The 26,323-nt window shown below is 37.0% G+C and carries 26 protein-coding genes; 18 read left to right on the top strand and 8 right to left on the bottom strand.

The annotated features are described in order from the left end of the window. Positions 1-113: 113 nt before the first annotated feature. The 3 genes from C1634_RS03490 to C1634_RS03480 form a co-directional block, all read right to left on the bottom strand. Positions 114-563 (bottom strand): GNAT family N-acetyltransferase, encoded by a 450-nt coding sequence (locus tag C1634_RS03490; protein ID WP_103232130.1) that lies wholly within the window; start codon positions 561-563, stop codon positions 114-116. Beyond that, entirely contained in the window at positions 556-1,179 is a 624-nt protein-coding gene (gene yihA / locus C1634_RS03485) for a ribosome biogenesis GTP-binding protein YihA/YsxC (protein WP_103232145.1), read from the bottom strand. The genes C1634_RS03490 and yihA overlap by 8 nt, the downstream gene beginning before the upstream one ends. A 62-nt stretch (positions 1,180-1,241) precedes the next feature. Beyond that, positions 1,242-2,003 (bottom strand): alpha/beta fold hydrolase, encoded by a 762-nt coding sequence (locus C1634_RS03480; protein WP_109737896.1) that lies wholly within the window; start codon positions 2,001-2,003, stop codon positions 1,242-1,244. A 272-nt stretch (positions 2,004-2,275) separates the two neighbouring features. On the opposite strand from C1634_RS03480, the gene mraZ reads away from it, so the two are divergent. From mraZ to C1634_RS03390, 18 genes are all read left to right on the top strand, one after another. Continuing rightward, a complete protein-coding gene (mraZ, locus tag C1634_RS03475) occupies positions 2,276-2,734 on the top strand; it encodes a division/cell wall cluster transcriptional repressor MraZ (RefSeq protein WP_103232132.1) in 459 nt (152 codons plus the stop codon). Between the two features lie 50 nt (positions 2,735-2,784). Beyond that, entirely contained in the window at positions 2,785-3,678 is an 894-nt protein-coding gene (rsmH, locus tag C1634_RS03470) for a 16S rRNA (cytosine(1402)-N(4))-methyltransferase RsmH (protein WP_103232133.1), read from the top strand. 66 nt (positions 3,679-3,744) lie between these two features. Next, positions 3,745-4,110 (top strand): FtsL-like putative cell division protein, encoded by a 366-nt coding sequence (locus C1634_RS03465; protein ID WP_103232134.1) that lies wholly within the window; start codon positions 3,745-3,747, stop codon positions 4,108-4,110. Further along, positions 4,094-6,085: a penicillin-binding transpeptidase domain-containing protein gene (locus C1634_RS03460; protein WP_103232135.1), complete on the top strand. Its 1,992-nt coding sequence runs from the start codon at positions 4,094-4,096 to the stop codon at positions 6,083-6,085. Before C1634_RS03465 ends, C1634_RS03460 begins: the two co-directional genes overlap by 17 nt. 60 nt (positions 6,086-6,145) lie before the next feature. Then, positions 6,146-7,606 (top strand): UDP-N-acetylmuramoyl-L-alanyl-D-glutamate--2,6-diaminopimelate ligase, encoded by a 1,461-nt coding sequence (locus tag C1634_RS03455; protein WP_103232136.1) that lies wholly within the window; start codon positions 6,146-6,148, stop codon positions 7,604-7,606. Positions 7,607-7,647: 41 nt separating this feature from the next. Beyond that, complete coding sequence (locus C1634_RS03450) at positions 7,648-8,025, top strand: four helix bundle protein (protein ID WP_103232137.1); 378 nt, start codon at positions 7,648-7,650, stop codon at positions 8,023-8,025. Positions 8,026-8,068: 43 nt separating this feature from the next. After that, a complete protein-coding gene (mraY, locus tag C1634_RS03445; RefSeq protein ID WP_103232138.1) occupies positions 8,069-9,310 on the top strand; it encodes a phospho-N-acetylmuramoyl-pentapeptide-transferase in 1,242 nt (413 codons plus the stop codon). An 83-nt stretch (positions 9,311-9,393) separates the two neighbouring features. Then, positions 9,394-10,719, top strand: coding sequence for a UDP-N-acetylmuramoyl-L-alanine--D-glutamate ligase (gene murD / locus C1634_RS03440; RefSeq protein WP_103232139.1), 1,326 nt, complete (start codon positions 9,394-9,396; stop codon positions 10,717-10,719). Positions 10,720-10,780: 61 nt separating this feature from the next. Then, a complete protein-coding gene (locus C1634_RS03435; protein ID WP_109737895.1) occupies positions 10,781-12,019 on the top strand; it encodes an FtsW/RodA/SpoVE family cell cycle protein in 1,239 nt (412 codons plus the stop codon). Position 12,020: 1 nt separating this feature from the next. After that, a complete protein-coding gene (murG, locus tag C1634_RS03430) occupies positions 12,021-13,121 on the top strand; it encodes an undecaprenyldiphospho-muramoylpentapeptide beta-N-acetylglucosaminyltransferase (RefSeq protein WP_109737894.1) in 1,101 nt (366 codons plus the stop codon). Positions 13,122-13,230: 109 nt separating this feature from the next. Next, entirely contained in the window at positions 13,231-13,524 is a 294-nt protein-coding gene (locus C1634_RS03425) for a GIY-YIG nuclease family protein (protein WP_103232142.1), read from the top strand. Between the two features lie 143 nt (positions 13,525-13,667). Further along, complete coding sequence (gene murC / locus C1634_RS03420; protein ID WP_103232143.1) at positions 13,668-15,026, top strand: UDP-N-acetylmuramate--L-alanine ligase; 1,359 nt, start codon at positions 13,668-13,670, stop codon at positions 15,024-15,026. 30 nt (positions 15,027-15,056) lie between these two features. Next, complete coding sequence (locus tag C1634_RS03415) at positions 15,057-16,034, top strand: cell division protein FtsQ/DivIB (RefSeq protein WP_185145113.1); 978 nt, start codon at positions 15,057-15,059, stop codon at positions 16,032-16,034. A gap of 78 nt (positions 16,035-16,112) precedes the next feature. Then, the gene (gene ftsA / locus C1634_RS03410) at positions 16,113-17,498 is read left to right on the top strand and encodes a cell division protein FtsA (protein WP_109737893.1); all 1,386 of its coding nucleotides are present in this window, start codon (positions 16,113-16,115) and stop codon (positions 17,496-17,498) included. A 118-nt stretch (positions 17,499-17,616) separates the two neighbouring features. Next, on the top strand, positions 17,617-19,533 hold the full coding sequence (gene ftsZ, locus C1634_RS03405) for a cell division protein FtsZ (protein WP_109737892.1): 1,917 nt from the start codon (positions 17,617-17,619) through the stop codon (positions 19,531-19,533). A 171-nt stretch (positions 19,534-19,704) separates the two neighbouring features. Further along, a complete protein-coding gene (locus C1634_RS03400; protein ID WP_103235093.1) occupies positions 19,705-20,151 on the top strand; it encodes a GatB/YqeY domain-containing protein in 447 nt (148 codons plus the stop codon). 458 nt (positions 20,152-20,609) lie between these two features. After that, positions 20,610-21,020, top strand: a complete 411-nt coding sequence (locus C1634_RS03395) for a BrxA/BrxB family bacilliredoxin (RefSeq protein WP_103235094.1) — start codon at positions 20,610-20,612, stop codon at positions 21,018-21,020. Positions 21,021-21,125: 105 nt separating this feature from the next. Next, a complete protein-coding gene (locus C1634_RS03390; RefSeq protein ID WP_103235095.1) occupies positions 21,126-22,640 on the top strand; it encodes a GH3 auxin-responsive promoter family protein in 1,515 nt (504 codons plus the stop codon). Between the two features lie 70 nt (positions 22,641-22,710). Here the strand turns inward: C1634_RS03390 and C1634_RS03385 are convergent, their stop codons facing one another. The 5 genes from C1634_RS03385 to C1634_RS03365 form a co-directional block, all read right to left on the bottom strand. Beyond that, complete coding sequence (locus tag C1634_RS03385) at positions 22,711-23,154, bottom strand: hypothetical protein (protein ID WP_103235096.1); 444 nt, start codon at positions 23,152-23,154, stop codon at positions 22,711-22,713. Between the two features lie 25 nt (positions 23,155-23,179). Further along, positions 23,180-23,542: a hypothetical protein gene (locus C1634_RS03380; protein ID WP_103235097.1), complete on the bottom strand. Its 363-nt coding sequence runs from the start codon at positions 23,540-23,542 to the stop codon at positions 23,180-23,182. 4 nt (positions 23,543-23,546) lie between these two features. Then, positions 23,547-24,518 (bottom strand): endonuclease/exonuclease/phosphatase family protein, encoded by a 972-nt coding sequence (locus C1634_RS03375; RefSeq protein ID WP_109737891.1) that lies wholly within the window; start codon positions 24,516-24,518, stop codon positions 23,547-23,549. A gap of 72 nt (positions 24,519-24,590) precedes the next feature. Then, positions 24,591-25,583 (bottom strand): endonuclease/exonuclease/phosphatase family protein, encoded by a 993-nt coding sequence (locus C1634_RS03370; protein WP_228409956.1) that lies wholly within the window; start codon positions 25,581-25,583, stop codon positions 24,591-24,593. 9 nt (positions 25,584-25,592) lie between these two features. Then, complete coding sequence (locus C1634_RS03365; RefSeq protein ID WP_103234398.1) at positions 25,593-26,321, bottom strand: rhomboid family intramembrane serine protease; 729 nt, start codon at positions 26,319-26,321, stop codon at positions 25,593-25,595. Positions 26,322-26,323: the final 2 nt, after the last annotated feature.

Raw genomic sequence — 26,323 nt, 5'->3', positions numbered from 1 at the left:
AAATTTACCCCTTCTTTTGAAAAATAAACTTTTTTCAATAAGAAAGATAAGCCTAAAAACACACTCAGCATATAACAAAAAAAGCATCTCGGTTTTGAGATGCTTTTCATATTTTATTTTCTGATCATTTCCGTATGGGGAATATCATCTTCCAGATATTTCTTTCCGGTATCTACAAACCCGAATCCGCTGTAAAATCTCAACAGATAATCCTGCGCTGATATTTTGATTTCAGAAGTATGAAAACGGTTTTCTATGGTTTCTACGGCGTATTGTATCAACTGTTTTCCAAGGCTTTTTCCTCTTGCCTGCTCTGTAGTCAGAACCCTGCCGAAGGAAGTCTCGTCAAATTTTATTCCTTTATCAAAAACACGGCAGTAGGCAAGAACCTGCCCATCTTCTTCCGCCCAGATATGAACTCCCTTCTGATCATAATTATCAAGATCAGGATAAGGACAATTCTGCTCAATAACAAAAACATCTATACGTGCTTTCAGTACAGCATATAATTCAGGAACCGTAAACTCGTCAAATGTTTTAATTTTCCAGACTATATTACTCATCGAAACTTATACTATTATTCGTTAAAAATTCATTGGTTTTTTGTATAAAATCAAGAATCTTGTCTCCCCCCTCTTTCTTTTCTGCTGAGGTAACATATAATTCTGGAAGATCTTCCCAGGTCTTATGAAGCTCGATCTTATAATCCTCTACGTTTTTGATAACGATATTCGGTTTTAGCTTATCTGCTTTTGTAAAGACAATTGAGAATGGGATTCCGCTTTCCCCACACCATTGGATAAATTCCAGATCAATTTTCTGTGGAGTATGTCTTGAATCTACCAAAACAAAAAGGTTCACCAGATTTCTTCTGTTTAGAATATAATTGGTGATCAGTTTTTCAAAATCCTTTCGCTGAACTTTTGAAACCTTTGCATATCCATATCCTGGTAAATCGGTAAGGTACCAGTTTTCATTCACCAAAAAATGATTGATCAGCTGAGTTTTCCCCGGAGTCCCCGAAGTTTTAGCCAAATCTTTATGATTCATCATGGCATTGATCAGTGATGATTTTCCTACGTTTGACCTTCCGATAAAAGCATATTCGGGAATATTGGGCTCAGGGCATTCCTGCCATTTTCCACTACTCTTTACAAACTCTGCTGTTTTAATAATCATTTTTGAATGTATTTTAGAAAAATAAACCATTAAGAAAAGCTCTTAATGGTCATTTATATATTTTAAACTTTATCTTTTACCCAGTTGTATAGGATTTCATTGAATTCATCAGGCTTTTCCATCATCGCAGCGTGGCCGCAGTGATCGATCCAGAATAAATCCGAATTTGGAATAAACTTGTGCATATCTTCTGCCACTTCCGGAGGAGTTACATTATCCTGTCTTCCCCAGATCAGACAAGTAGGAGTCAGAATCTTCGGAAGATCATTCAACATGTTGTGCTTAATAGCACTTCTTGCCAGCATTACTGTTTTTATTCCTTTCATCCTATCGTTGACTACTGCAAAAACTTCATCTACAAGATCTTCTGTCGCTACTTTTGGATCATAGAAAACTTCTTCCGTTTTCTTTCTGATATAAGAGCGGTCATTCTTTCTCGGAAAACTGTCCCCGAAAGTTCTTTCGTATAGTCCAGAACTCCCCGTAAGAACAAGATTTTTTACCAGATCAGGTCTTGCCAAAGTTAGAATAAGCCCTACATGCCCTCCCATCGAGTTTCCTACAATGGTTACAGGTCCTGAAATATGACTTTCTATAAACTTGATAATATATTTTGCGATAGTGGTAAGATTCGTATTGAGTACCGGAAGATCATAGATGGGTAATTGAGGCACATATACTTTGAACCCCCTTTCCGAAAAAAAACTTACCATTTTATCGAAATTACTCAAACCACCCATTAACCCGTGCAACAGCACCAATGGATGTCCTTCTCCTGCTTCTACATAGGAATATTTCTTTTCTTTTTTTGTACTAAATATCATAAAACGCCTTAATAAAGCCTTGCAAAAATACAAATTAAACCTCAAAAAAATTTTGATTATCCTAATTTAAGATAAAAATAATATAATATTCCCCTTTTTAACTTTTTTTTTCAAAACCGCTTTATTATGGCTAAAATAACACTTCCAGCAAGTGTCTTCATATCAGTATTTTACATTATTGAGATTCAATCTTTAATAAAACTTATTAACATTGAGTCAAAAAGTGGGAAAAAGTGGGAAATTTTGGAAATTATTATATAAATTTGTCCCAAATGAAAAATTTCATTGGAACATACGAGTGTAAAATTGACGACAAAGGCCGCTTAAAAGTTCCTTCATCTTTAATCAAACAGATGGAAGACTTCGAAGACAACGCATTTGTAGTCAAAAGATCTGTGTTCCAACCTTGTCTGGAGGTATATCCTATGAATGCATGGGACAAACTGATGGGCAAAATTAATAAACTGAACAGGTTCATAAAAAAGAATGCTGATTTCATACGAATGTTTACGGCAGGAGTAAAGACAGTAGAATTGGATAATGCAGGAAGGTTACAGATCTCCAAAGACCTGACGAATTTCGCAAATCTTCAGAAAGATATTGTGATTACCAGCGCGGGAGAGCTCTTCGAAATTTGGGATAAAGATGCCTATGAAAAGGTAATTTCCACCAATGAAACTGATTTTGCAAGCCTTGCAGAAGATGTGATGGGTTCTTTCGATGAAGAATAACTTTAGTAGGTTATTAATTGATTATTATTAAATAAAAAACACAATTAAGCATGTATCATAACCCCGTTTTGTTGAAGCAGAGTGTTGATGATTTGGTGACGAATCCTGACGGAATATATGTGGACTGCACCTTTGGAGGAGGAGGCCATTCAAGAGAGATCTTGAGCAGACTATCCGATAAAGGGAGATTGTTCAGTTTTGATCAGGACCTGGATGCACTTAAAAATACAATTGATGATCCACGGTTTACATTGGTAAATCAGAATTTCAGATTTCTGGAAAACTCTTTACTGATGTACGGAATTTCTCAGGTAGATGGTGTTTTGGCAGACTTAGGTGTTTCATCACACCAGTTTGATGAAGCTGACAGAGGATTTTCCACAAGAAGCAATGCTCCTTTGGATATGAGAATGAATGTAATGCAGAATCTTGATGCCAAAAGAGTAATCAATGACTATGAAGAAAGTGAGCTTGCGGATCTTTTCTATCATTACGGAGAGCTAAGGGAAGCAAGAAAGCTGGCAAGAGAAATTGTTCATCATAGAAAGATAAAAACGATAAATACTACAGAGGATCTGAAAAAGCTTTTCAGCTATATTCCGCCTCATAAAGTAAATAAGTTCTATGCTCAGCTTTTCCAGGCGATAAGAATTGAGGTGAACCAGGAACTGGAAGTATTGAAAGAAATGTTGGTTCAGGCTTTCAATGTATTGAAACAGGAAGGAAGATTAGTCGTTATTTCTTACCACTCTCTGGAAGACCGTTTGGTAAAAAGATTCCTGAAAAACGGAATGTTCGAGGGAGAACCGGAAAGAGATATCTACGGAAACTATAAAAAGGCATTCGAATTGATAAAGAGTAAAGCAATCATTCCTGACAATCAGGAGATCGAAGAAAACTCAAGAGCAAGAAGTGCCAAAATGAGAACAGGAATAAAGGTATAAATGATAAATCATAAGTGATAAGCGATATCAATTATCTTTTATCATTAATCAATTATAAAAAAAGCTTTGGCAAAAAGAACAACAAATCGCCCCCAGAAAAGACTCACTTTTATAGATATTATAAAAGGAAACTTTCTGAATCGTGATGAGATCAAAATACATTACAGGTATTTTCTCTTGTTGTTTATACTGATGATGTCCATGATTTATACGAATCATCTCGTCAATAAAAAAATTAAAATTGTAAACGCCTTAAAGGAAGAAACAGAAGAATATAAATCGAGAAACGCTTACGCCCAGAGTAAGCTGATCAAAGTGAAAATGGAATCAGAGCTGGGGAAAGAAGTCGCCCGGGATTCATTGATGACCCTGGAAAACCACCCTCACAAATTGCTAATAAAACTGGATAGTACAGATGCAAAAGCAAAATGAATATGACAATAAGCGTAAGAAAACGTTACGATGGGGCTACCTCTTTGCAGTGGTAGCTTTGTGCGTGTTTGTAATGTTCTTGGCAAGGATTGTTATCCTTCAGAATACTAATGTCCAGGAAATTAAAGATGATTACATTAATAAAAATTATCGTGAAGCCACTTTAAAGGCTGCCCGCGGTAATCTTTTTGCTTCTGACGGTTCTATTCTTGCCACAACGGTAATGCGATATGACATCTATCTTGACTTCAAAACGATGAAAGATACGGTGTACTCCAACAGCATTGGAGCATTGACTGATTCTCTGAGCAAAATGTTCGGAAAATCCAGAGGAGAATTCAGACAGAAATTTGACGAGCAGAAGAAAAAGAAAAACCAATATTACACTTTGGTAAAAGGTCTTGATTTTGACCAATACGACAGAATCAGAAAATTCCCAATCTTCAAAAGAGGTAAAAATAAAGGCGGATTCATTGTCGACAGAAATTATAAAAGAGAATTGGCCACTTCAGAAATCGGAGCCGGAACCATTGGTATGGACAACGGAGAACTTAGATCCGGACTGGAAGGTGCTTTCTCAAAATATCTGACAGGAACTAATGGTAAAAGACTGGAGCAGAGAATCAATTCTTCACAATGGAAACCTATCGACTTCTGGAAAGTTCAGGAACCTGTAGATGGAGAAGATGTCTATACCACTTTAGACCTTAGAATTCAAGACATTGCACACTCCGCTCTGGAGAAGCAGCTGCTTCATTTTGAAGCCAAACATGGTACCGTAATTGTGATGGAGGTTGAAACCGGAAAAGTACGTGCCCTTGTCAACTTAAGAAGAACAGAATCAGGAGATTATGAAGACTCTTACAACTACGCACTGAAAGATAATATTGAACCGGGATCCACTTTTAAAACCATTTCGCTTTTAGCAGCAATGGATGACGGATTTATCGATGAAAATACAACGGTAAATGTAGGAAACGGAGTCTGGGTATATGCAAAACAGAGAATCTCTGATGGCCACGGAGGAGGAACTTACGATATCAGTGATGTATTGGCGAAGTCCAGCAACGTAGGAACTTCAAAGCTGATCACAAAGTATTATGCAGAAAAGCCACAGATTTTCCTTGACCACCTGAAACGTTGGAAATTATTCGACAAAATGGACATTGAACTTCCGGGAATTACAAAACCAAAGATCGTTACTCCACAAAACAAGAGATGGAATGCAGCAACACTGGCCTCTATTTCTTACGGATACTCTTCTAATATCAATCTTCTGCAATTAACAACATTCTACAATGGAGTTGCTAATGGAGGTAAAATGCTTAAGCCTTTATTCATCGATAAAATCATGAAAGATGGTAAAGTGATGTACAATGCCAAGCCTGAAGTAATGGTCAATAAAATGGCTTCTGAAAAAGCGATTAAAATGATGACCAACGCCTTAACCAAAGCAGTAGAAAAAGGAACGGGACGAAGCATCTTTACCCCGAATCTTAAAATGGCAGGAAAAACCGGAACCGCCCGATTTGAATATTGGCTTCCCGGCCCTATGAAATACAGAGCATCATTTGCAGGATTTTATCCGGCAGATGCACCCAAATACACCTGTTATGTAATGATAAGCGAGCCCAATACCTCTATAGGATTTTATGGAGGCTCCGTTTCAGCACCGGTGTTTAAGGAAATTGCAGGAAAAACATTCCTGAAGACCCCTCAGAATATTGAAAAAGAAATGCTTGTAGACAAAAAGGTAAACCTGAGCAAAATGGTTGAACCTAATGTAAAAGTAGCAGTTAATGATAAACAAATGCCCAATGTAGTCGGATTAATCGGTAAAAACGTAATCCCGCAATTGGAAAACTTAGGATACCGTGTCGACTATAAAGGAGTGGGAAGAATCAAAGAACAATTCCCGCTGGAAGGCACAACCATCAGTAAGAATCAGAGAATTTATTTGTCTCTGCAAAATTAAAGAAACAGAACTCCAAAAGAGTGATATAAACCAAAATAGAGTAAAGCTCTATTGATAAAGATGATTATAACAGAATTAGTAAACAGAATCCCAGTACTGGAAATCCACGGTGATAACAACCGTGAGGTTACTGAGTTGGTGATTGATAGCAGAAAGGTGACAGAAAACACTCTGTATGTTGCGATGAGAGGAACAGTGGTGGATGGTCACTCATTCATTGTATCTGCTATTGAAAAAGGAGCTGCAGCAATCATTTGCGAAGAATTTCCTGAGACATTGGCAGAAAATGTCACTTATGTCAAAGTGAAAGATTCATCTAAAGCTTTGGGCCATCTCGCTTCCAATTTCTATGGAAACCCTTCTCAGAAACTAAAACTGATTGGCGTTACAGGAACTAACGGAAAAACATCTGTTTCTACCCTGCTTTTTGATGTTTTCAAAAACTTAGGATATGATTCTGCTTTACTCTCCACTGTTGAAATCAGAATTGGTGAAGAAATTATCCCGGCAACACACACTACCCCTGATGTGATTACGATCAACAGGATTTTGGCTGAAGCGGTAGAAAAAGGATGTGAATTTGCCTTCATGGAAGTAAGCTCACACGGCATTGCTCAGAACAGAATTGAAGGATTACATTTCAAAATAGCGGGTTTCACCAACCTTACTCATGATCATTTAGATTATCATAAAACGTTCGAAGAATATTTAAAAACAAAGAAAAGATTCTTCGATCAATTAGAAGATACAGCCATTGCCATCACCAATGTGGATGACAAGAATGGAAATGTCATGCTTCAGAACACTAAGGCCAAAAAGAAGTCTTATGCTTTGAAAACCATGGCAGATTATCACGGGAAATTATTGGAAGTGGATTTCAACGGCATGCTGTTGAACTTCAACGGAAAAGAATTCTGGACGACACTGACCGGAAAATTCAATGTATACAACTTGCTGCTTGTATTTGGAATTGCTGTAGAACTTGGTTTTGAGCAGGATGAAATTCTTCAGGCGATCAGCAAATTAAAAAGAGTTTCCGGAAGATTTGAAACATTCAAATCCGATGGTGGAATTTTCTTTATCGTAGATTATGCGCATACTCCGGATGCCTTGGAAAACATTCTGGACAGCATCAACGATATCAGAACCAAAAACGAAAGATTGATCACCGTGTTTGGTTGCGGAGGAGACAGAGACCATTCCAAAAGACCTGAAATGGGGAATATTGCCTCTAAAAAATCAACATTGGCAATCATCACTTCAGACAACCCGAGAACAGAAGATCCGGCACAGATCATCAAAGAAATTGAAGCAGGCGTTGAACCCCAAAACTTCAGCAAATACACTTCAATTCCGGACAGAAGAGAAGCCATAAAGATGGCCATAAAGTTTTCAGAACCTAAAGATATCGTTTTGGTTGCCGGAAAAGGCCACGAAACCTATCAGGAGATCAATGGTGTGAAACATCATTTTGATGACAAAGAAGTAATTAATGAGCTTTGGAAATTAATGTCAAAATAGATTGAAAGATTGAATTCATTGAAAGATTTAAAAATTTGATAATGACCAAGAATTTTGAAAATTTTCCTGTATACATCAAAAGCTTAGATCTGATAGAAAAAGTTTATCAATTTCTTCGAAGTCAAAGTTTTGAAAAAGAATTTGAATTTAATAACCAAATAAAAAGAGCGAGCTTTTCAATTAGCAACAATATTGCGGAAGGCTCAGAGTATAATAATAACAGACAATTTATAAGATATTTAAAAATTGCAAAAGGCAGCTCCGCTGAAGTAAGAAGCATGCTGATTGTAAGTAAAAGATTAAAATTAGGTGACGAAAATAAAGCTGAAGAAATTATAACTCTTTCCAAAGAAATTTCTTCAAGCATTTCAAACTTCATTAAATATTTAAGTGAAAATATTGAGAAACCCAATCTTTAAATCTTTAAATAAATTAAATTTTTAAATAATAAAAAACAGAAACATGCTATACTATCTATACGAATATCTAACCAACCATGGAATTCACATTCCCGGATTAGGACTGTTGAAATACATCTCCTTCCGTGCCGGAATGGCTGTCTTATTCTCTCTGATTATTGCTCTTGTCTACGGAAAAAGAGTAATCAATTACCTGAGAACAAAACAAATGGGAGAATTGGTGCGTGATCTAGGATTGGATGGTCAAAAACAAAAAGAAGGAACTCCTACCATGGGAGGTCTTATCATTATTTTGGCAACCATCATTCCCGTATTGTTGTTTACAAGAATTACCAATGTGTATATTGTTCTGTTGCTGGTTTCAATGTTCTGGATGGGTGCCATTGGTTTCCTTGACGATTACTTAAAGAAAATCAAAAAAAATAAAGACGGACTAAGTGGTAAATTCAAAATTGTAGGACAGGTCGGATTAGGACTAATTGTCGGAATTACAATGTATTTCCACCCGGATATTACCGTTAAAAGAAAATATGCAGACGCTAAAGTGGTAAACAGAAACAATGTAGAGCAGAACTTTATGCCTACAGAGAAAATTACTGTTTCCACCGTTCCTTTTGCAAAGAATAATGAGTTCGATTATAGTGGAATTTTGTTTTGGATGAATGATAAGGATGCTCATGAATGGGCATGGATTGTCTTTATTCCTATCGTGATCTTCATTGTAACAGCAGTTTCAAACGGAGCCAATATCACAGACGGAATCGATGGCCTCGCAGCAGGAACCAGTGCTATTATACTGCTCTCGCTGGCTCTCTTCGCCTATCTTTCCGGGAACATCATCTTTGCAGACTATCTCAATATCATGTTCCTTCCGAATATGGGGGAAACCACCATTTTTGCGGTGGCAATGGTAGGTGCCGTGATCGGATTCTTCTGGTACAACACTTATCCTGCCCAGGTTTTCATGGGAGATACCGGAAGTTTAATGCTGGGAGGAGTGATTGCTGTGCTAGCCATTATTTTAAGAAAAGAATTGTTGATTCCTGTATTATGCGGAATCTTCCTGATTGAAAACGTATCTGTCATGCTGCAGGTCATTGTTTTCAAATACAGAAAAAGAAAATATGGGTTGGAATATGCCCAAAACAATAGACTATTCAAAATGTCACCATTACACCATCATTATCAGAAAGAAGGATTTCACGAAAGTAAAATCGTGAACAGAATGATCATCATTGGAGTAATACTGGCTATTGTCTGTCTGATCACATTAAAAATGAGATAAAAAACCAATTTAAAAATTAAAAGATTGAAACATTAAGGAATTTTTTTAATCACTAAATCTTTTAATCATTACATCAAAATAATATGAAAATAGTTGTTTTAGGAGGTGGAGAAAGCGGATGCGGCGCTGCTTATTTGGCTAAAAAGAAAGGTCTGGAAGTATTTCTTTCAGATAAAGGAGCCATTAAGGATAACTATAAGCAGTTTCTTACCGATAATGAAATTGAATTTGAAGAAGGAAACCACGATGAAGAAAGGATTCTAAATGCTGACTGGATCGTAAAAAGCCCTGGAATTCCGAAAAAAGCGGAGATCATTTATAAAATTCATGAAAAAGGAATCAGACTTTCCTCTGAAATTGAATTTGCTTCTGAGTTTACAGATGCAAAGATCATCGCCATTACAGGAAGCAACGGAAAAACAACAACGACATCCCTGATCTACTATATCCTGAAAAATGACGGATTGAATGTAGGCTTGGGTGGAAATATCGGATATAGCTTTGCCAAGCAGGTTGCAGATGAAAACCATGAATATTATGTCCTGGAAGTAAGCTCTTTCCAGCTGGATGATATTCAGAATTTCAGACCGTATATCTCTTTATTGTTGAATCTGTCTCAGGATCACCTGGACCAGTACAACTACAACTATGAAGAATATGCGTTGGCAAAATTCAGAATCACTGAAAATCAGGAAAATGATAATTTCTTCATCTACAACAAAGATGATGAAATGAGTAAAAATCTTCTTGAAAAGCTTGAAATAAAGGCTAAAATGATTCCTTTCTCAACAAAAGAGAAGTTACAGGAAGGAGGTTTTGTTAATGAAGATGAAATTGTGGTAAAAATGAAAGACGAATTCGCAATGAAGGTTGACGAATTGTCTCTATTGGGAAATCACAATGTAGCCAACAGTCTTGCAGCATCTATTGCCGGTAAGATATTAAAAATCAACAATGAAAGCATCAGACATTCATTGATGACATTCCAGGCGGTGGAACACAGATTAGAGTTTGTAACTGAAATTGATAACGTAAAATATATCAACGACAGCAAAGCAACCAATGTGAATGCCACTTACTATGCATTGGAAAGTATGAAAACACCAACCGTTTGGATTGTTGGTGGATTAGATAAAGGGAATGACTACACGGAAATTGAAGATTTAGTCAAAAGAAAAGTAAAGGCAATTGTTTGCCTGGGAGTGGATAATAAAAAGATCATTGAGTTCTTTAAAGACAAAAAAGAATTCATTTATGATACTTCAAGCATGGAAGAAGCAGTGAAAATTTCAAAATCACTGGCTAAAAAAGGCGATACAGTTTTATTATCTCCGTGCTGCGCAAGCTTTGACTTGTTCAAAAGCTATGAAGACAGAGGACGCCAGTTTAAAGAACAGGTATTAAAATAAATGTAAATGTTGGATGTAAAAGTACATTTTACTTCGTACATCATACATCAATACAATCAATATGGACGAACAGAACACAGAAAGCAGATTTGAATTTCTAAAGGGCGATAAAGTACTTTGGATGGTCATCCTTGTGATCTCCATTTTCTCTATTTTCCCTGTATACTCTGCAAGTTCAAATCTCGAATACATCGTCAATAACGGGACCACAACAGGTCACGTTATCAAACATATGTTCTTTGTAGTCTTAGGATTAGGAATTATGAGACTGGCAGGAACCGTAAAATACGAATACATCGGAAAGCTCAGCAGTATTCTGCTCGGCCTGATGGTTGTTTTACTGGTTGTTACCATGTTTACAGGACAGACCATTGATGGGGCCAGTGCTTCAAGATGGCTGAAAATTCCGGGAACCCCTATTTCCTTCCAGCCTTCATCGTTTGCCTTTTTAATGTTAATCATCTATCTGTGCAGATATTTAACCAAAAAGATAACAAGAGAAAGACTTCCGATAGAGAATATCATGTATATTTTCGGGCCTATTCTTCTTGTTTTCGTATTGGTCGCCAAAGATAACGGATCTACAGCATTAATGATCTTAATGGTTTCCGTGATCGTTCTGATCATAGGACAGCTTCACTGGAAATACATTGCAGGATTTATTTCTGCCTCATTCATAGCCATTGTATTATTTTTATTAATAGCCCTTAATACGAATATGATCGGCGGAAACCGTGTTCACACATGGATGAGCCGTGTAGAAACATTTACTTCAAGCAAAGCAAAATCAGCCGATGTAGATGATGAAAGTATAAAAGCGAAAAACTACCAGGTAATGCAGGCTAAAGCAGCCATTGTACACGGTGGGATTACCGGAATGGGACCTGGAAAAAGTGCATTGAAACAGATGCTTCCACAGTCTGCCTCCGACTTTATCTTCGCCGTCATTGTAGAAGAATATGGCGTGATAGGCGCTGCTTTTCTGATCTGTTTATACCTGATTATGATGATACGGATTGTAATGATCGCCAGTAAAATGCCTGCATTTTTTGGATCCTTACTTGTGCTCAGTCTCGGGGTAATGATCTTTATTCAGCTTTCGGTAAACATAGCTGTTGCCGTGAACCTGATCCCGGTAACAGGGCAGCCGCTGCCTTTGATAAGTTATGGAGGAACCTCAATGCTGGTAACCTATTTACAATTAGGTATTATTTTAAATATAAGCTCAAGAATACAGATTTATGATGAAGAAGGAATGGGCAAAAAACAAAGTGTAGCAGAAATAAACGATATCGCTTAACATGAACAAAAAATTGAAAATACTATTATCAGGCGGAGGAACAGGAGGACATATCTTCCCTGCCATCGCCATTGCTGATGAAATCAAAAAAAGATTTCCTGATGCAGAATTTTTGTTCATTGGTGCCAACGGAAAAATGGAAATGGAAAAAGTTCCGCAGGCAGGCTATACAATAGAAGGAATTGATATCGCCGGAATCGACAGAGGAAACCTTTTGTCCAATTTGGGGCTGCCTTTCAAGATTCTGAAGAGTTTATCAAAATCTAAAAGGGTTATCAAAAACTTCGCACCGGATTTTGCAGTAGGAACAGGAGGATTTGCCAGCGGGCCGGCTCTTTATGAGGCAAGCAAAATGGGAATTCCTATTTTCATACAGGAACAGAATGCTCATGCGGGAGTAACCAATAAAATTTTAAGCAAGAAAGCAAAAGCTGTTTTTACAGCCTATCCAAAAGTAGAAGGTTTTCCGGCAGAAAAAATAAAATTCCTGGGAAATCCGATTCGTGAAAACATTATTTCAGGAATGCAGGACACTGCTCAGGCAAAAGAGAAAATGGGCTTGAATAAAGATAAACTTACGATATTATCTGTAGGGGGTTCTTTAGGTTCCAGAACATTGAACAATGCCTGGAAATCTCATTTAAAAGAAATAGTAGACAAAGACTATCAGCTGATCTGGCAGACAGGAAAGCTTGATTATAAAGATATTTTAGACGAAACAAAAGATATAGAGACGAGAAATATTCAGATCCTTGAATTTATTAAAGACATGGAACTGGCATATTCTGCAGCGGATATCATTGTTTCGAGAGCCGGAGCCATTGCCATTTCAGAGCTGGCTGTAGCACAAAAACCGGTCCTTTTGGTTCCCTTCCCTTTTGCAGCGGAAGACCACCAAACCAAAAATGCCATGAACCTGGTTGAAAAAAATGCAGCCAAGATGGTAAAAGACTCTGAAATGCAGGAAAAATTCTGGAATACATTATCAGAGATCTGCGAAAATGAAAGCGTAAGAAAAGAAATGTCCGACAATCTGAAATATTTTGCCAAGCCTAATGCCGCAAAAGAGATTGTAGACGAGATTTTTAAAGTGATACAATAATTAGGAAAGGCTTCACAACAAGCTCAACCTGATATGAATAAAATAAAACAGTTAGTATTAGATCTGTCACCCTGAGCTTGTCGAAGGGCCAGTAAGCAAACACAAATGAATGAAAATATATTATGTATACATTGTGAAATGTTCTGACAATTCTTATTATACAGGCTTTACCAACGATCTGGAAAGAAGAATTAATGAACACAATGGCGGATTAAATCCTGAAAGTTACACGTATACAAGAAAACCCGTAGAACTTGTTTTCTACCATGAATTTAATGATGTTACTCAAGCTATAAGCTTTGAAAAACAAATTAAAGGTTGGAGTAGAAAAAAGAAGGAAGCGATAATAAATGATAACTGGGATTTATTACCTAAGCTATCAAGAAATAGGATGAAAGATTAGAGGCTTCGACAAGCTCAGCCTGACACCGTTAAAATTTAATTATTTAACGAGTCATTGATGTTAGTTGATTAAAGCCTTATAATATAAAATAGTAGTAATAAAACTCTGAACAGATTCAAGAGTCATTAAAGATTAAAGTATAAATGAATAATTTACAAACATATCAGACTTTTTACTTCGTTGGAATCGGAGGTATCGGAATGAGTGCATTGGCGCGCTATTTCAATGCATCCGGGAAAAAAGTATTGGGTTACGACAAAACCAATACAAAATTGACTCAGAATCTGATGAACGAAGGGATTGATATTGTTTTTGAAGATCATATTGATGAAAGGATCACTTCCCTTCAGAAAGAAGATACATTGGTCATCTATACTCCGGCCATCAAAACACTTGGAATTTTGGATTATTTCAACCAAAATCAGTTTGAAGTGTTGAAAAGAGCCAAGGTTTTAGGATTAATTACAGAAAATACAGACTGTATCGCCATTGCAGGAACCCATGGAAAGACCACAACGTCTACCCTTGTGGCTCATTTATGCAAAGAAGCAGATCTTCCCTTCTCATGCTTTTTGGGAGGTATTTCTGAAAACTTTAAATCCAACTTCCTGTACAACGGATCTACCTATTCTGTAGTGGAAGCTGATGAATATGACAGAAGTTTCCTGAGCCTATCCCCGGATTGGGCTGTAGTAACTTCTACGGATGCTGACCACCTGGACATTTATGGAGATAAGAGCCATATTGAAGAAGGATTCAGACAGTTTGCCGCTTTGGTCCCTCAAGACAAGCAGCTCTTTGTAAGAAAAGGAGTAGAAATTGGCAGAGGACATCAAACCTACGCGGTAAATGAGCCTGCAGATTATTATTCAGACAATCTGCGTATGGATCATGATAAAATCTATTTTGATTTCCATACGCCAACGGAAACGATAAAGGATTTTGTCTGGGAAATTCCGGGAATCCATAATGTGGAAAATGCTACTGTAGCCCTGGCTATTCTGCATAATTTAGGCGCAGATTTTGATACGCTGAAAAAAGCAATTGCCAACTTTAAAGGAATTAAAAGAAGATATACCAAACATATCTATCCAAACGGTAAAATTTATATTGATGACTATGCCCACCATCCTACAGAAACCAATGCTGTAATAGGCTCCATCAGAACATTTTACCCTGATAAAAAATTACTGGTAGTCTTCCAGCCTCACCTTTTCAGCAGAACAAGAGATTTCGCAGACGGGTTTGCAGAGAGTTTAAGCAAAGCAGATGAACTTATTCTGCTTGATATTTACCCTGCAAGAGAGCTTCAGGAGAACTTTGAAGGAGTGACCTCAAGCTGGCTGCTGGACAAAGTAACATTAGATAAAAAAGAGGTATCGACATTATCCGATGCTTTTGAAAAAATAAAAGAAAAAGATTTTGATATCCTCCTTACAGTAGGCGCAGGAAATATAGACACCCTGTATGACCCTATTTGTGAATGGATCGAGAAAATTTGAGTATAAACGAAATGCTCGCGAAGAAAAAATATGAAAAATAAATACAGAATATTAAAAATTGCTGTCACTGTAATCATCCTTGGATTGTTACTGAGTTTCTCGTTGAAGAGATTCAGCCACCAACAGATTACGGACAATAAGATTTCTGTAAAAATGAGTGAGAAAACTCCGGTGTATTTCGTTGATGAAAAGGATATCAGGGAGATTGTAAAAAAAGAAAATCCATCAGGAAACGTTGGAGATCTTAATATCCCTTCTTTAGAAAAAAAGATTAATTCTCTTCCAGCTGTTGACAGTGCCAATGTCTACCTGAATCTGAATGGGAAGCTGAATCTGGATATCAAGCAGAGAGTCCCGGTTTTCAGACTTAACAAAGACGGGAAAGACTTTTATGTGGATGAAAAAGGAATTGAATTCCCTATTTCAAGGACGTATTCGCACCCTTGCATGCTGGTAACCGGAAATGTACAGCCGGATGAATATGAAAAACTGGCAGAACTGGTTGAAAAGATAGACAAGGATGATTTTAGCAAGAAATACTTCATTGGGATTTCAAAATATAAAGACAGCTATAATCTTCTGACAAGTGAAGGAAATTACAGAGTAGAGATCGGAGATCTTGATAATATTGATTTTAAAGTAAAAGGATTTAAAACGTTCGTGGAAAAATACCTCGTATATCAGGATCCACAGAAGTACAGCATGGTTTCTGTAAAATATCAGAACCAGATTGTCACTACTTTAAACCCTTATTTTAAGGAAAACGACAGTATTTTGAAGGCTGGAAAAATGGAACTGGCAAAAGTACCTTCTTCTACAACTTCTGGCAAGAAGACAGAGATCAAGCCAAAAGCCGCTGAAACAAAAAAAACAACCTCTGCACCGGCAAAACCGAAAGAGAATACAAAAACAAAAACACATACAAAAGAGACGAAAAAAACAGAGAAAAAATCAACCGCTAAGGCCCTGTCCAAACCAAAGCCAAAGGCAAAAGTAAAAATAGAATAAGTTATTCAGCACATTTAATACACAAATAGGAGATCCTCCTTAAAGGAAAAAAGTAGAAAAAATCAAATCGATATAAAAATGGAAAATCAAGAGTATTCAGTAGGTCTGGACATCGGGACAACAAAGATAGTCGCGATTGTCGGAAGAAGGAATGCACACGGGAAAATAGAAGTTCTCGGTGTAGGAAAAGCTAAAAGTCTTGGTGTTCATAAAGGTATTGTGAATAATATTTCACAAACCATTAATTCAATCAAGGCTGCAGTATCCGAAGCACAATCCAGTGCTGGAGTTCCTATCCGCAAAGTTACGGTAGGTATTGCAGGAAAACACATTCGTTCTCTGCAGCACTCCGATTATATTATGCGTGAACATCCTGATAAATTTATTACAGACGATGACATCGAAGCATTAAAAGATCAGGTAAAAAAGCTGGTCATGCTTCCTGGAGAAGAAATTATCCATGTACTTCCTCAAGAATATAAAGTGGATTCCGAGGGTGAAATTCAGGAACCCGTTGGGATGCACGGAAAACGTTTAGAAGCAAACTTCCATGTCGTAGTAGGCCAAATGGGCAGCATCAGAAACATTGCAAGATGCGTTCGTGAAGCAGGACTAGAAATGGAAGCCCTTACGTTGGAACCATTAGCCTCCTCAGAAGCTGTTCTTACAAAAGAAGAAAAAGAAGCCGGTGTAGCCATTGTAGACATTGGTGGTGGTACAACAGATATTGCCATATTTAAAGATAATATCATCCGTCACACCTGTGTTATTCCCTACGGAGGCGGAATTATTACCGAAGATATCAAAGAAGGCTGTTCCATTATAGAGAAACATGCAGAACAACTGAAAGTAAAGTTTGGTTCGGCTGTTCCCGAATTAGAAAAAGACAGTACTTTTGTAACCATTCCGGGGCTTCATGGAAGACCGGATAAAGAAATTTCTTTAAAAACTCTGGCACAGATTATCAATGCGAGAGTAGAAGAAGTTTTGGAAATGGTAAATACAGAGCTTAAAGCGTACGGAGCTTTTGAACAAAAGAAAAAACTGATTGCCGGAATTGTTCTTACTGGTGGGGGTTCAAACTTGAAGCATCTTCGTCAGCTGGCCAATTATACCACAGGTTTTGACAGCAGAATCGGTTTTGCGAATGAATATATCGCCAACGATAAAAATCAATATCTGAAAGGTCCTGAATTTGCTACGTCTATCGGGTTACTGATGGAGAGTTTAAAAATCAGAGACAAAAGACAGAATATTGATGAAGAGGTAGAAATTGTCACTGAACAATCAAAACCGGAAGTCGCTGTGGCACAGACAGAAACTGTTCAACCGGTTCAGCAGGCAACACCCGCTCAGGAGCAACAATCTTTTGAGAGAGAGAAGCAAGAAAACAGAAAAGCGAAATTGACCTTCGGGCAGTCGCTTATGGAAAAAGTAAAAAAATTCTTTGAAGAAGTAGAATAAATATAAATGATAAAGATTTTGATGAATTATACGTAAAATAAATTAATATTTATTAACTTAAAACGAATATCATTCACCAATTATCATCTATCAGTTATCAATTATTAAAAGTATAGTTATGGAAAATATAGGTACACAAGGATTTTCATTTGATTTGCCAAAAGGAAATTCATCCATCATAAAAGTAATCGGTGTAGGGGGCGGTGGAAACAACGCTCTGAAGCACATGTACGAAAAAGGAATTCACGGAGTAGATTTCGTGATCTGTAATACGGATGCTCAAACTTTAGATAATAACCCCGTTGCTAATAAAGTTCAGTTAGGAACAACAATCACAGAAGGTCTTGGTGCTGGTGCTGACCCGGAAGTGGGAGAAAAATCAGCGATCGAAAGTATTGAAGATATCAAAGCTGCTATGGGCCAAAACACCAAAATGGTGTTCATCACTGCCGGAATGGGTGGTGGTACCGGTACCGGAGCAGCCCCTGTCATCGCCAAAGTAGCAAAAGACATGGGGATCTTAACAGTGGGTATTGTCACTGTTCCTTTCAGTTTTGAAGGAAAAAGAAGACTAGACCAGGCTGAAAATGGTCTTGAAAAATTAAAAAATAATGTTGACTCATTAATTGTTATCAACAATGATAAATTAAGACAACAGTTTGGAAACCTTGGATTCAAACAGGGATTCTCCAAAGCTGATGAAGTCTTAGCAAACGCTGCCAAAGGAATGGCAGAGGTGATTACGGGTTATTTTGATGTAAACATTGACTTTAGAGATGCTAAATCTGTACTTCAGAACTCCGGAACGGCGCTTATGTCTACCGGAACAGCTTCAGGAGAGAATAAAGCTGAAGAAGCAGTAAGAAAAGCCCTTGACTCCCCATTATTGAATGACAATAAGATTACAGGAGCTAAGAATGTTCTATTGTTGATCAGAAGTGGTGCAGAAGAAGTAACCATGGATGAGATCGGTATCATTATGGATCATATTCAGAAAGAAGCAGGAAATACCGCAGATATCATCTTCGGGGTGGGTGCTGATGAAGAATTAGGAGATGCTGTAAGCGTTCTTGTTATTGCAACAGGATTCTCTAATGATAACAAGAAATTTGCGGGCCCTACTGAAAAAATCAGAATCAGTCTTAACGATAGTTTTGAAGCTCCAAAAAACTCTCCTTTCAAAACAAGAGAGGAAAGAGAATCTGCTCCAGAGACCGCATATGACACCAACAGAAGCAATCATTTCAGATTAGATGATGAAGACCACAATACTCCACAGTTTAAGGTGACATCTATTGAAAAAAAAATGATTATTGAGGAGGAAGAAATTAAAACTGATGTAAGATTCTTTGATAAAGAGGAAAACACAGTAAATACCCCTGAACAACACTGGAGAAACGAAGAAGAAGGCGATCAGGAATACAGCCTGTTGTCTATTGATGAAGAAAATGAAGACCCGAACGATCTGGAGATCCAGTCTTTCTCATTTGATTTTGAAAATAAAAAAGATGAGCCGCAATCAGGAAGCACATTCAACAACTCTTTTTCAGAGGAAAAATCTGTTGAATTCAGCTTCTTTGTCAACGAGCCTGTCAGAAATGAGCCCAATACAGATTTTGGACAGCCAAAAGCAGAATTTAATACCCCTTCAAATGCTGCAGTAGCTGAGCCTACTCAGAAGATTGAAACATTCTACCAGAAACAGGAAGAACCAAAGGCAGAAACAAGATCAACTTTTGAAAATAAAACAGAAATTCAAGCTCCTCAAACTGAAGAATCGGAATTCACGTTTGTGAATAAAACGATGGATCAGGACAGAGTGGTTGAAAGAAGAAATAAATTAAAAGAATTCAATTCTCGCTACCAGAATTTTGACAGCAAAAGTGAATTTGAATCTATTCCTGCTTTCAAAAGAAAAAATATTTCGATCGACGGAACCAATGCTTCAGACCAGAATATCAACACATATCTATCTGACAACAATGGATCTATGCAGATCAGAGAAAACAGATTTTTAAATAAAGACGTAGACTAAAATTAATTTGAAAATGGAATAATTTGAGAATTTGAAAATTAACCAACTGTTAGAAAGTATGAATTCGGTGTATTAGCTAATTATTTTAATTAATAATATAAAGCTCAATCATTTACCATTGCTTTTATTATTTTCAAATTATTTCATTCTCAAATTCTCAAATTATAATTTATGAGTTTAGAAAATATCATCAGTGAGGCTATAAAAACAGCCATGAGAGAAAAAGACAGAGTCGCTCTGGATTCTCTTCGTGCTGTAAAAGCACAAATTCTTCTTTTAAAAACAGAAGCTAGAGGTGCTGAAGTTTCTGCTGAACAGGAGATCGCTATTCTGCAAAGAATGATCAAACAGCGTAAAGATTCTTTCGAACAGTTTTCAGCTCAGGGCAGACAGGATCTGGCGGAAGTAGAAGACGCTCAAATGAAAGTCATTGAGAAATTTTTACCTAAACAGCTTTCTGCTGAAGAATTAGAAACAGAAATAAAAAACATTATTTCTGAAACCGGAGCTGAATCTCTTAAGGATTTAGGGAAGGTAATGGGAGCTGCCTCAAAAGCATTAGCTGGAAGATCAGACGGAAAAAGTATTTCCGAGATGGTTAAGAAGCTCCTTTCATAATGTGACCGTGTTCCGGGAGTTGGATTGATTTCAAATCTCACACAACACGTATCTCATTCCATAACTAAGGATATACAACCTTTGCATATCGATTTGATTAAACAAGCCCGAAACTTTTCAGTTTCGGGCTTCGTTTTCTTGGATATTAAAGTTTGTTAATCAGTTTTGATTCTAAACTAAAAAAAAGAATTAAGATACTACCATATTTCAGAAAGTATTTAAGTGATTGATTGCTCGAGGGAAAGCCTTAAATGTTTTTTTCATGGTCGTTTGTTTTTCAGAATCATTTCAAATTTAATACTAATATTTTATTATTCCTAATTTTAATTCATCATTTTTTAAATATTATTACAATATTAATATCTGGTTAATTTTATATGACTAAACGATTGATAGTTTTTATATATTGAACAAACGCAAAGAATTTCTTAACTTTGTAGCGATAAAAAACAAAATATATGTATCCAACAGATTTAGTAATGCCAATGAAGGCAGAGCTTACAGATAAAGGTTTCCAGGATTTAACAACTCCGGTTCAGGTAGAAGATGCACTGAAGCAGTCTGGAACTACACTATTGGTAATCAACTCCGTATGTGGATGTGCTGCAGGAGCTGCAAGACCAGGGGTAGTATACTCTTTGACGGGAGATAAAAAACCGGATCACTTAACAACTGTATTTGCAGGATTCGATACAGAAGCTGTGGTAGAAGCAAGAAAACACCTTGCTCCATTCCCACCAAGCTCTCCGTGCGTAGCGCTTTTCAAAGATGGTGAATTGGTTCACATGTTGGAAAGACACCACATCGAAGGAAACCCTGCAGGAGCTATTGCAGCCAACCTTCAGGCAGCATACGACGAGTATTGTTAAGAAACAACAATCTAAATATCAAACCGTTACATATTTTGTAACGGTTTTTTTATTTAATTTCTGAAAAAATTTCCTAAAAATTCAAATATCATTATATTTGTTGGAATGGCAACCAAAGCACTTTTCAATACTGTAGTCAATTGGTTTATCCGTCAAAGGATAGATCAGATACAAAATTTCATGGACCATCCCATTGAAACACAGAAAGGTATACTCTTTTCTCAGCTGTTTCATGCAGAAGATACGGAGTATGGTAAATTATACGGATTCAATTCTATATCAAGTTATCAGGATTTTAAAAACAAAGTTCCTATTGTTACGTACGAAGAAATGGAGCCTTATATTGAAAAAGCAAGACAGGGACAAAAAGATGTAAGCTGGCCCGGTTATATCAAACATTTTGCAAAATCCTCTGGAACAACAAATGCGAAAAGTAAATTCATTCCTATTTCAACGGAAAGTCTTGAATACTGCCATATGAAAGCCGGAAAAGATATGGTTTCCATTTACGCCAATAATCATCCTGAAAATCAGCTTTTTAATTATAAAAACTTACGTTTAGGCGGAAGTTCTGAATTGTATGCAGACTTTAATACCAAATTTGGCGATTTATCTGCTATTTTGATCGATAATCTCCCGTTTTGGGTAGAAATAACGACAACTCCCAGCAAGAAGGTTTCTTTGATGGGAGAATGGGAAAGCAAGCTGAAAGCGATTACCTCTGAAGTAAAAAATGAAGATGTGGGAAGTATCCTTGGGGTACCCAGCTGGATGATGGTTCTTCTTCAAAGAGTATTAAAGGAGACGAATGTAGAAAATGTTTCTGAGCTGTGGCCCAATTTGGAGGTGTTTTTTCACGGTGGAATCAGCTTTAAGCCCTACAGGGAGCAATTCCGACAGATCATCGGAAAAAACATCAATTACTACGAAATTTATAATGCTTCTGAAGGGTTCTTCGGTATACAGGATAGATCTGACAGTGATGAAATGCTTCTGATGCTGGACTATGGAATATTTTACGAATTTATTCCCATGGATCAGTTTCATTTTTCGAATCCAAAAGTCGTAAGTCTGGAAGATGTGGAAGTTGGAAAAAACTATGCTATGGTTATCACAACCAACGGCGGTCTATGGAGATATCTCATAGGCGATACGGTAGTCTTTACTTCGACAAACCCTTTCAGAATAAAAATAACAGGAAGAACCAAACACTATATCAATGCTTTTGGGGAGGAACTGATGATCACTAATGTAGAATCTGCCCTGGCAAGAGCTTGTGAAGCCACAGGAGCACAAATCACTGATTTTACAGGAGCCCCGGTGTTTATGAAAGAAAATGAAGGGGGTGCTCATGAATGGATCTTTGAATTCAGCCAGCATCCGGATAATCTGGATAGCTTCGTTGATGCTTTTGATAAGCATTTAAAGACCATCAACTCTGACTATGAAGCGAAAAGGTACAATAATATAACTCTTAAAAGACCTATTGTACACATCGCTAAAAATAACCTTTTCTATCATTGGCTGGAGGCCAAAGGAAAACTGGGAGGGCAAAATAAAGTGCCAAGGTTGAGCAATGACCGGGAATATATTGAGCCCTTGCTGGAAATGAATAAATAAGAGAAAGAATTTTCCTTTCAAATTAATGAATAAAAAAAGCCGCAATCTCATTGAGTTGCGGCTTCTTATTTTACTTGCTTAAGTCTTCTTTTACTTTTTTAGCAGCTTCCTCTACTTTTGAAGCTCCTTTTTTGGCGGCATCTTTTGCATCTTTTCCTACTTCCTGCGCACCGCTTTTAATATCTTTCCCAACTTTGTTCGCTTCAGTTTTGATATCTTGTCCTGCCTTGTGAAGATCCTGTTTTGTCTTGTCTGCAGTGGCATCAATTTTATCTTTAGCTTTTTGGGCAGCATTATCTATCTTATTTCCAGCTTCATCTACTTTAGCCTTAACGTCCTCTTTTGTTTTGTTGACTTTGGCACTATCAACAACATCAGGCGTTTCCGTAACTGTAGTTGTGGTCGTAGTAACTGAGCCGTCAGAACTTTCTACTTGTTCTGTTTTTGTAGTTGATTTTGTGCATGCTACAGTGAATATTGAGATCACTACAGCTGCCAGGATTTGCTTTTTCATATTATATATTTTTAATGATATTGATTTATTCTGGTTTGGTATTTTGTGCAGATGGTGTTTCTGAAGCTTTATTCTTCTTTTCTGCGTCTGTTTTTTTCTTTTCTTCTTCCTGTTTTGCTTTGTTCTCTTTTTCAAGCTCTGCTTTAAGCTTACTTTCTTCTGCCTGAAGCTTTTTAGCCTGTTTTACAGAGTCCAGATATTGGGGCGAGGACATTCTTATCTTACGGGCAATATCTACTGAAACAGCTCCTGTAGAAAAGGAATCAACAGCAACAGTGTCATAATGCATCTTAACATCCTGTTCAGCAGCGAAACCCGGAGATTCTTTCTTAGAGCAGGCGGTGAAGAGAATTGTAAAAATAAAAATCGCAGACAGTAAATTTTTCATGGAACTAATTTAGCAGAAATTCTGCAATTACAGGATAGTGATCCGATAATTTCACAGACTGGTCTACTTTATAACTTAGTGGAATAATTGATTTCGAAGTAAAGATATAATCGATCCTTAAAGGGACTTTATAATCATGAAAACTGCTTGCACTTCCCTTTCCTGCCACCAAAAAAGCATCCTGAAGATCTTTTCCGAGGTTATAATATTCATAAGAATTGGGAACAGAGTTGAAATCACCGGCTAGAATAACCGGATAGGGTGATAGATCTACCATTTTTCTGATTCTTTTCACCTGATCTTCATGCGCCTGAAATGTAGGTGTCATATGAGATAACAAGGTAGAAACATTCCCAAAACCTAGTGCATCGAGCTTTGTAAACATTGATTTATGAAGTCTGAAGGGTTCCAGATAGACATTTATAATTCTGATAATTTTTCCATTGATATCTATATCAGCATAAAACGAATTTCCTCGTGCTTTTTCATCAATCAGCTCTGCCTGTCTTACAATTTTATGCTTTGTTTTAAGAATAACTGAAGGATATTTTATAAGATCTCTCCTCAATGCGCGATTGGTGTCTTTTTCCTGTACAAGAATAATGTCGGCATCCTGTGCTTTGATATAATCTTTTACTTTATCCCAGCCATATTCTCCATACTTTACATTGAAAGTCAACACTTTGATATCCCGAATTGTTTTTAAATTTTCTGTTTTGGGAGAAAAGTTGACCCAACGTCTGATCGGGTTAACAAAAACAAGAGTCCCTAAAGCAAAGGCAATAGCAATTTTTTGTCTTTTAAAGACCCATACCAGCGTAAGAATAAGGTATGTTGCCATGATGTAAGGGAAACCAAGAGAGAGAAGATTAAGAGTCCCCAAAAGATTAGGAGGAATCCACGCATTCCCTAATGTGCATAAGAGTAAAACAGCAACAACGATATGTATAAATAGTAATATCTGATTCGACTTCATAAAAACGGTCTTGGTACGGATGTTTTTAAGCAAAAACCCTACCAAGCAGTGAAACTTTAACTATTTTTATGATTACTTACCCTCTGTTGAAAACTTTACAATCACCGGATAATGATCTGAAATTCTGACAGAACGATCTACTTCATAGGACAATGCACGTAATGATTTTGAAGAAAAAACATAGTCGATCCTGATGGGGAATTTATAGTCATGAAAACTGGTCGCACTTCCCTTTCCTGCTGTTAAAAATGCATCTTCAAGTCCTTCAGAAAGATGGTAATATTCATAAGAATTAGGAACAGAATTGAAGTCTCCGGTTAGAATAACAGGATAAGGTGAACTTTCAATGGATTGCTGGATCAGACCTACCTGATCCTGATGTTTCTTAAAGGTTGGAATAAGTCTTTTAATAACGTCTTTTACCTTTTGTTCATTGGCATCGGTATTTCCGTTAAGCTTCACCATCTCTTTTTCGAAACGGAACGGATTAAGATAAACATTAATAAACCGATATACTTTACCATTAATTTCAATATCGACCTGTAAGCCGGGAACCCTTAGATTTTCGTCCTGGGGGTCGATAACTTTCTGGCTGATAATTTTATTTTTCGTCAAAACAGTTAATCCGATAGATGGATTTGCTTTTTGATAGCCTTCAAATTGATATTCTCTCCCAGCATCTTCCTGCAATAGAATAACATCTGCGTTCTGAGATTTCAGATAAGGTGCAATCCCTTCATTTCCTCTACCTCCTGCTCTGGTATTGAAGGAAACCACTTTTATCTCAGCGTCCCCTTTTTTAGGAGAGGAATAATTGACCCATCGTTTTACAGGATTGATAAATGCCAACCCCATAAACATGAATACAAAAGCTCTCTTTTTCCAGCTGAATACCCAGAATATTGTTAGAATGACATATAAGATAATAAGCACCGGGAAACCTAAAGAAAGCAGATTAAACCAAGGGAAAACCTTCGGTGGAACATAGGCATTCAATAAAGTGCCCAGCAGTAAAAATAGAATTCCAAGATGTAAAATCAATAGGATGAGTCGGAAAACCTTCACAATGTTATTTTAATTGAATCTATACAAATGTTTTTTCCAACTCAGTGCCAACAGCCATCCTACCAAAGCTCCTCCTACGTGAGCTAAGTGAGCAATGCCGCCTCCATTACCGGAAAGACCAAGGTATACAGAAACAACAACAATAATTGGAAGGAGATATTTTACTTTAATCGGAACAGGAATAAACATGATTCCAATTTTAGAATCGGGATATAGGGTTGCAAATGCGGCTACTACTCCGAAAATAGCTCCGGAAGCTCCTACCATTGGTGTTGCGACAATTCCTTTTAAACTTCCCAGTAATTCTTTCTGCTTAAGAATAGCATCCGCATTTCCTGCAAATTCAACACTTGCTCCCGACATATAGGCATTTACATTAAAGCCTAACTGCTGTAGCTCGCCCGATATCTGCTGAACTTCTACAAAGTTCCATAGGTTAAAAAGGAAAAACGCCCCTAGACCGCTTGCAAAGTATAAAATCAAATACTTTCTGTCTCCTAATGACTGCTCTAGAATAGGCCCAAAGCTGAAAAGCGTCATCATATTAAACAAGATATGCATAATACTTCCATGCATAAACATATGAGTAATCACCTGCCATGAATGAAAAAAAGGAGAAAATGGATAAAAGGCTGCGAGATACTCGACAATCTTATCTCCAAGTAAAGAAGTTATAATGAAAACTATAACATTGATTATTATAATGTTCCTTGTAATCGGCGGTATATTGTTAAACATAT

It is taken from the genome of Chryseobacterium viscerum, from assembly GCF_002899945.2.
In the GTDB taxonomy this organism is placed as follows: domain Bacteria; phylum Bacteroidota; class Bacteroidia; order Flavobacteriales; family Weeksellaceae; genus Chryseobacterium; species Chryseobacterium viscerum.
Note: the sequence above shows the minus strand (reverse complement) of the source record. Positions and strands in the feature narration are given on the sequence as shown.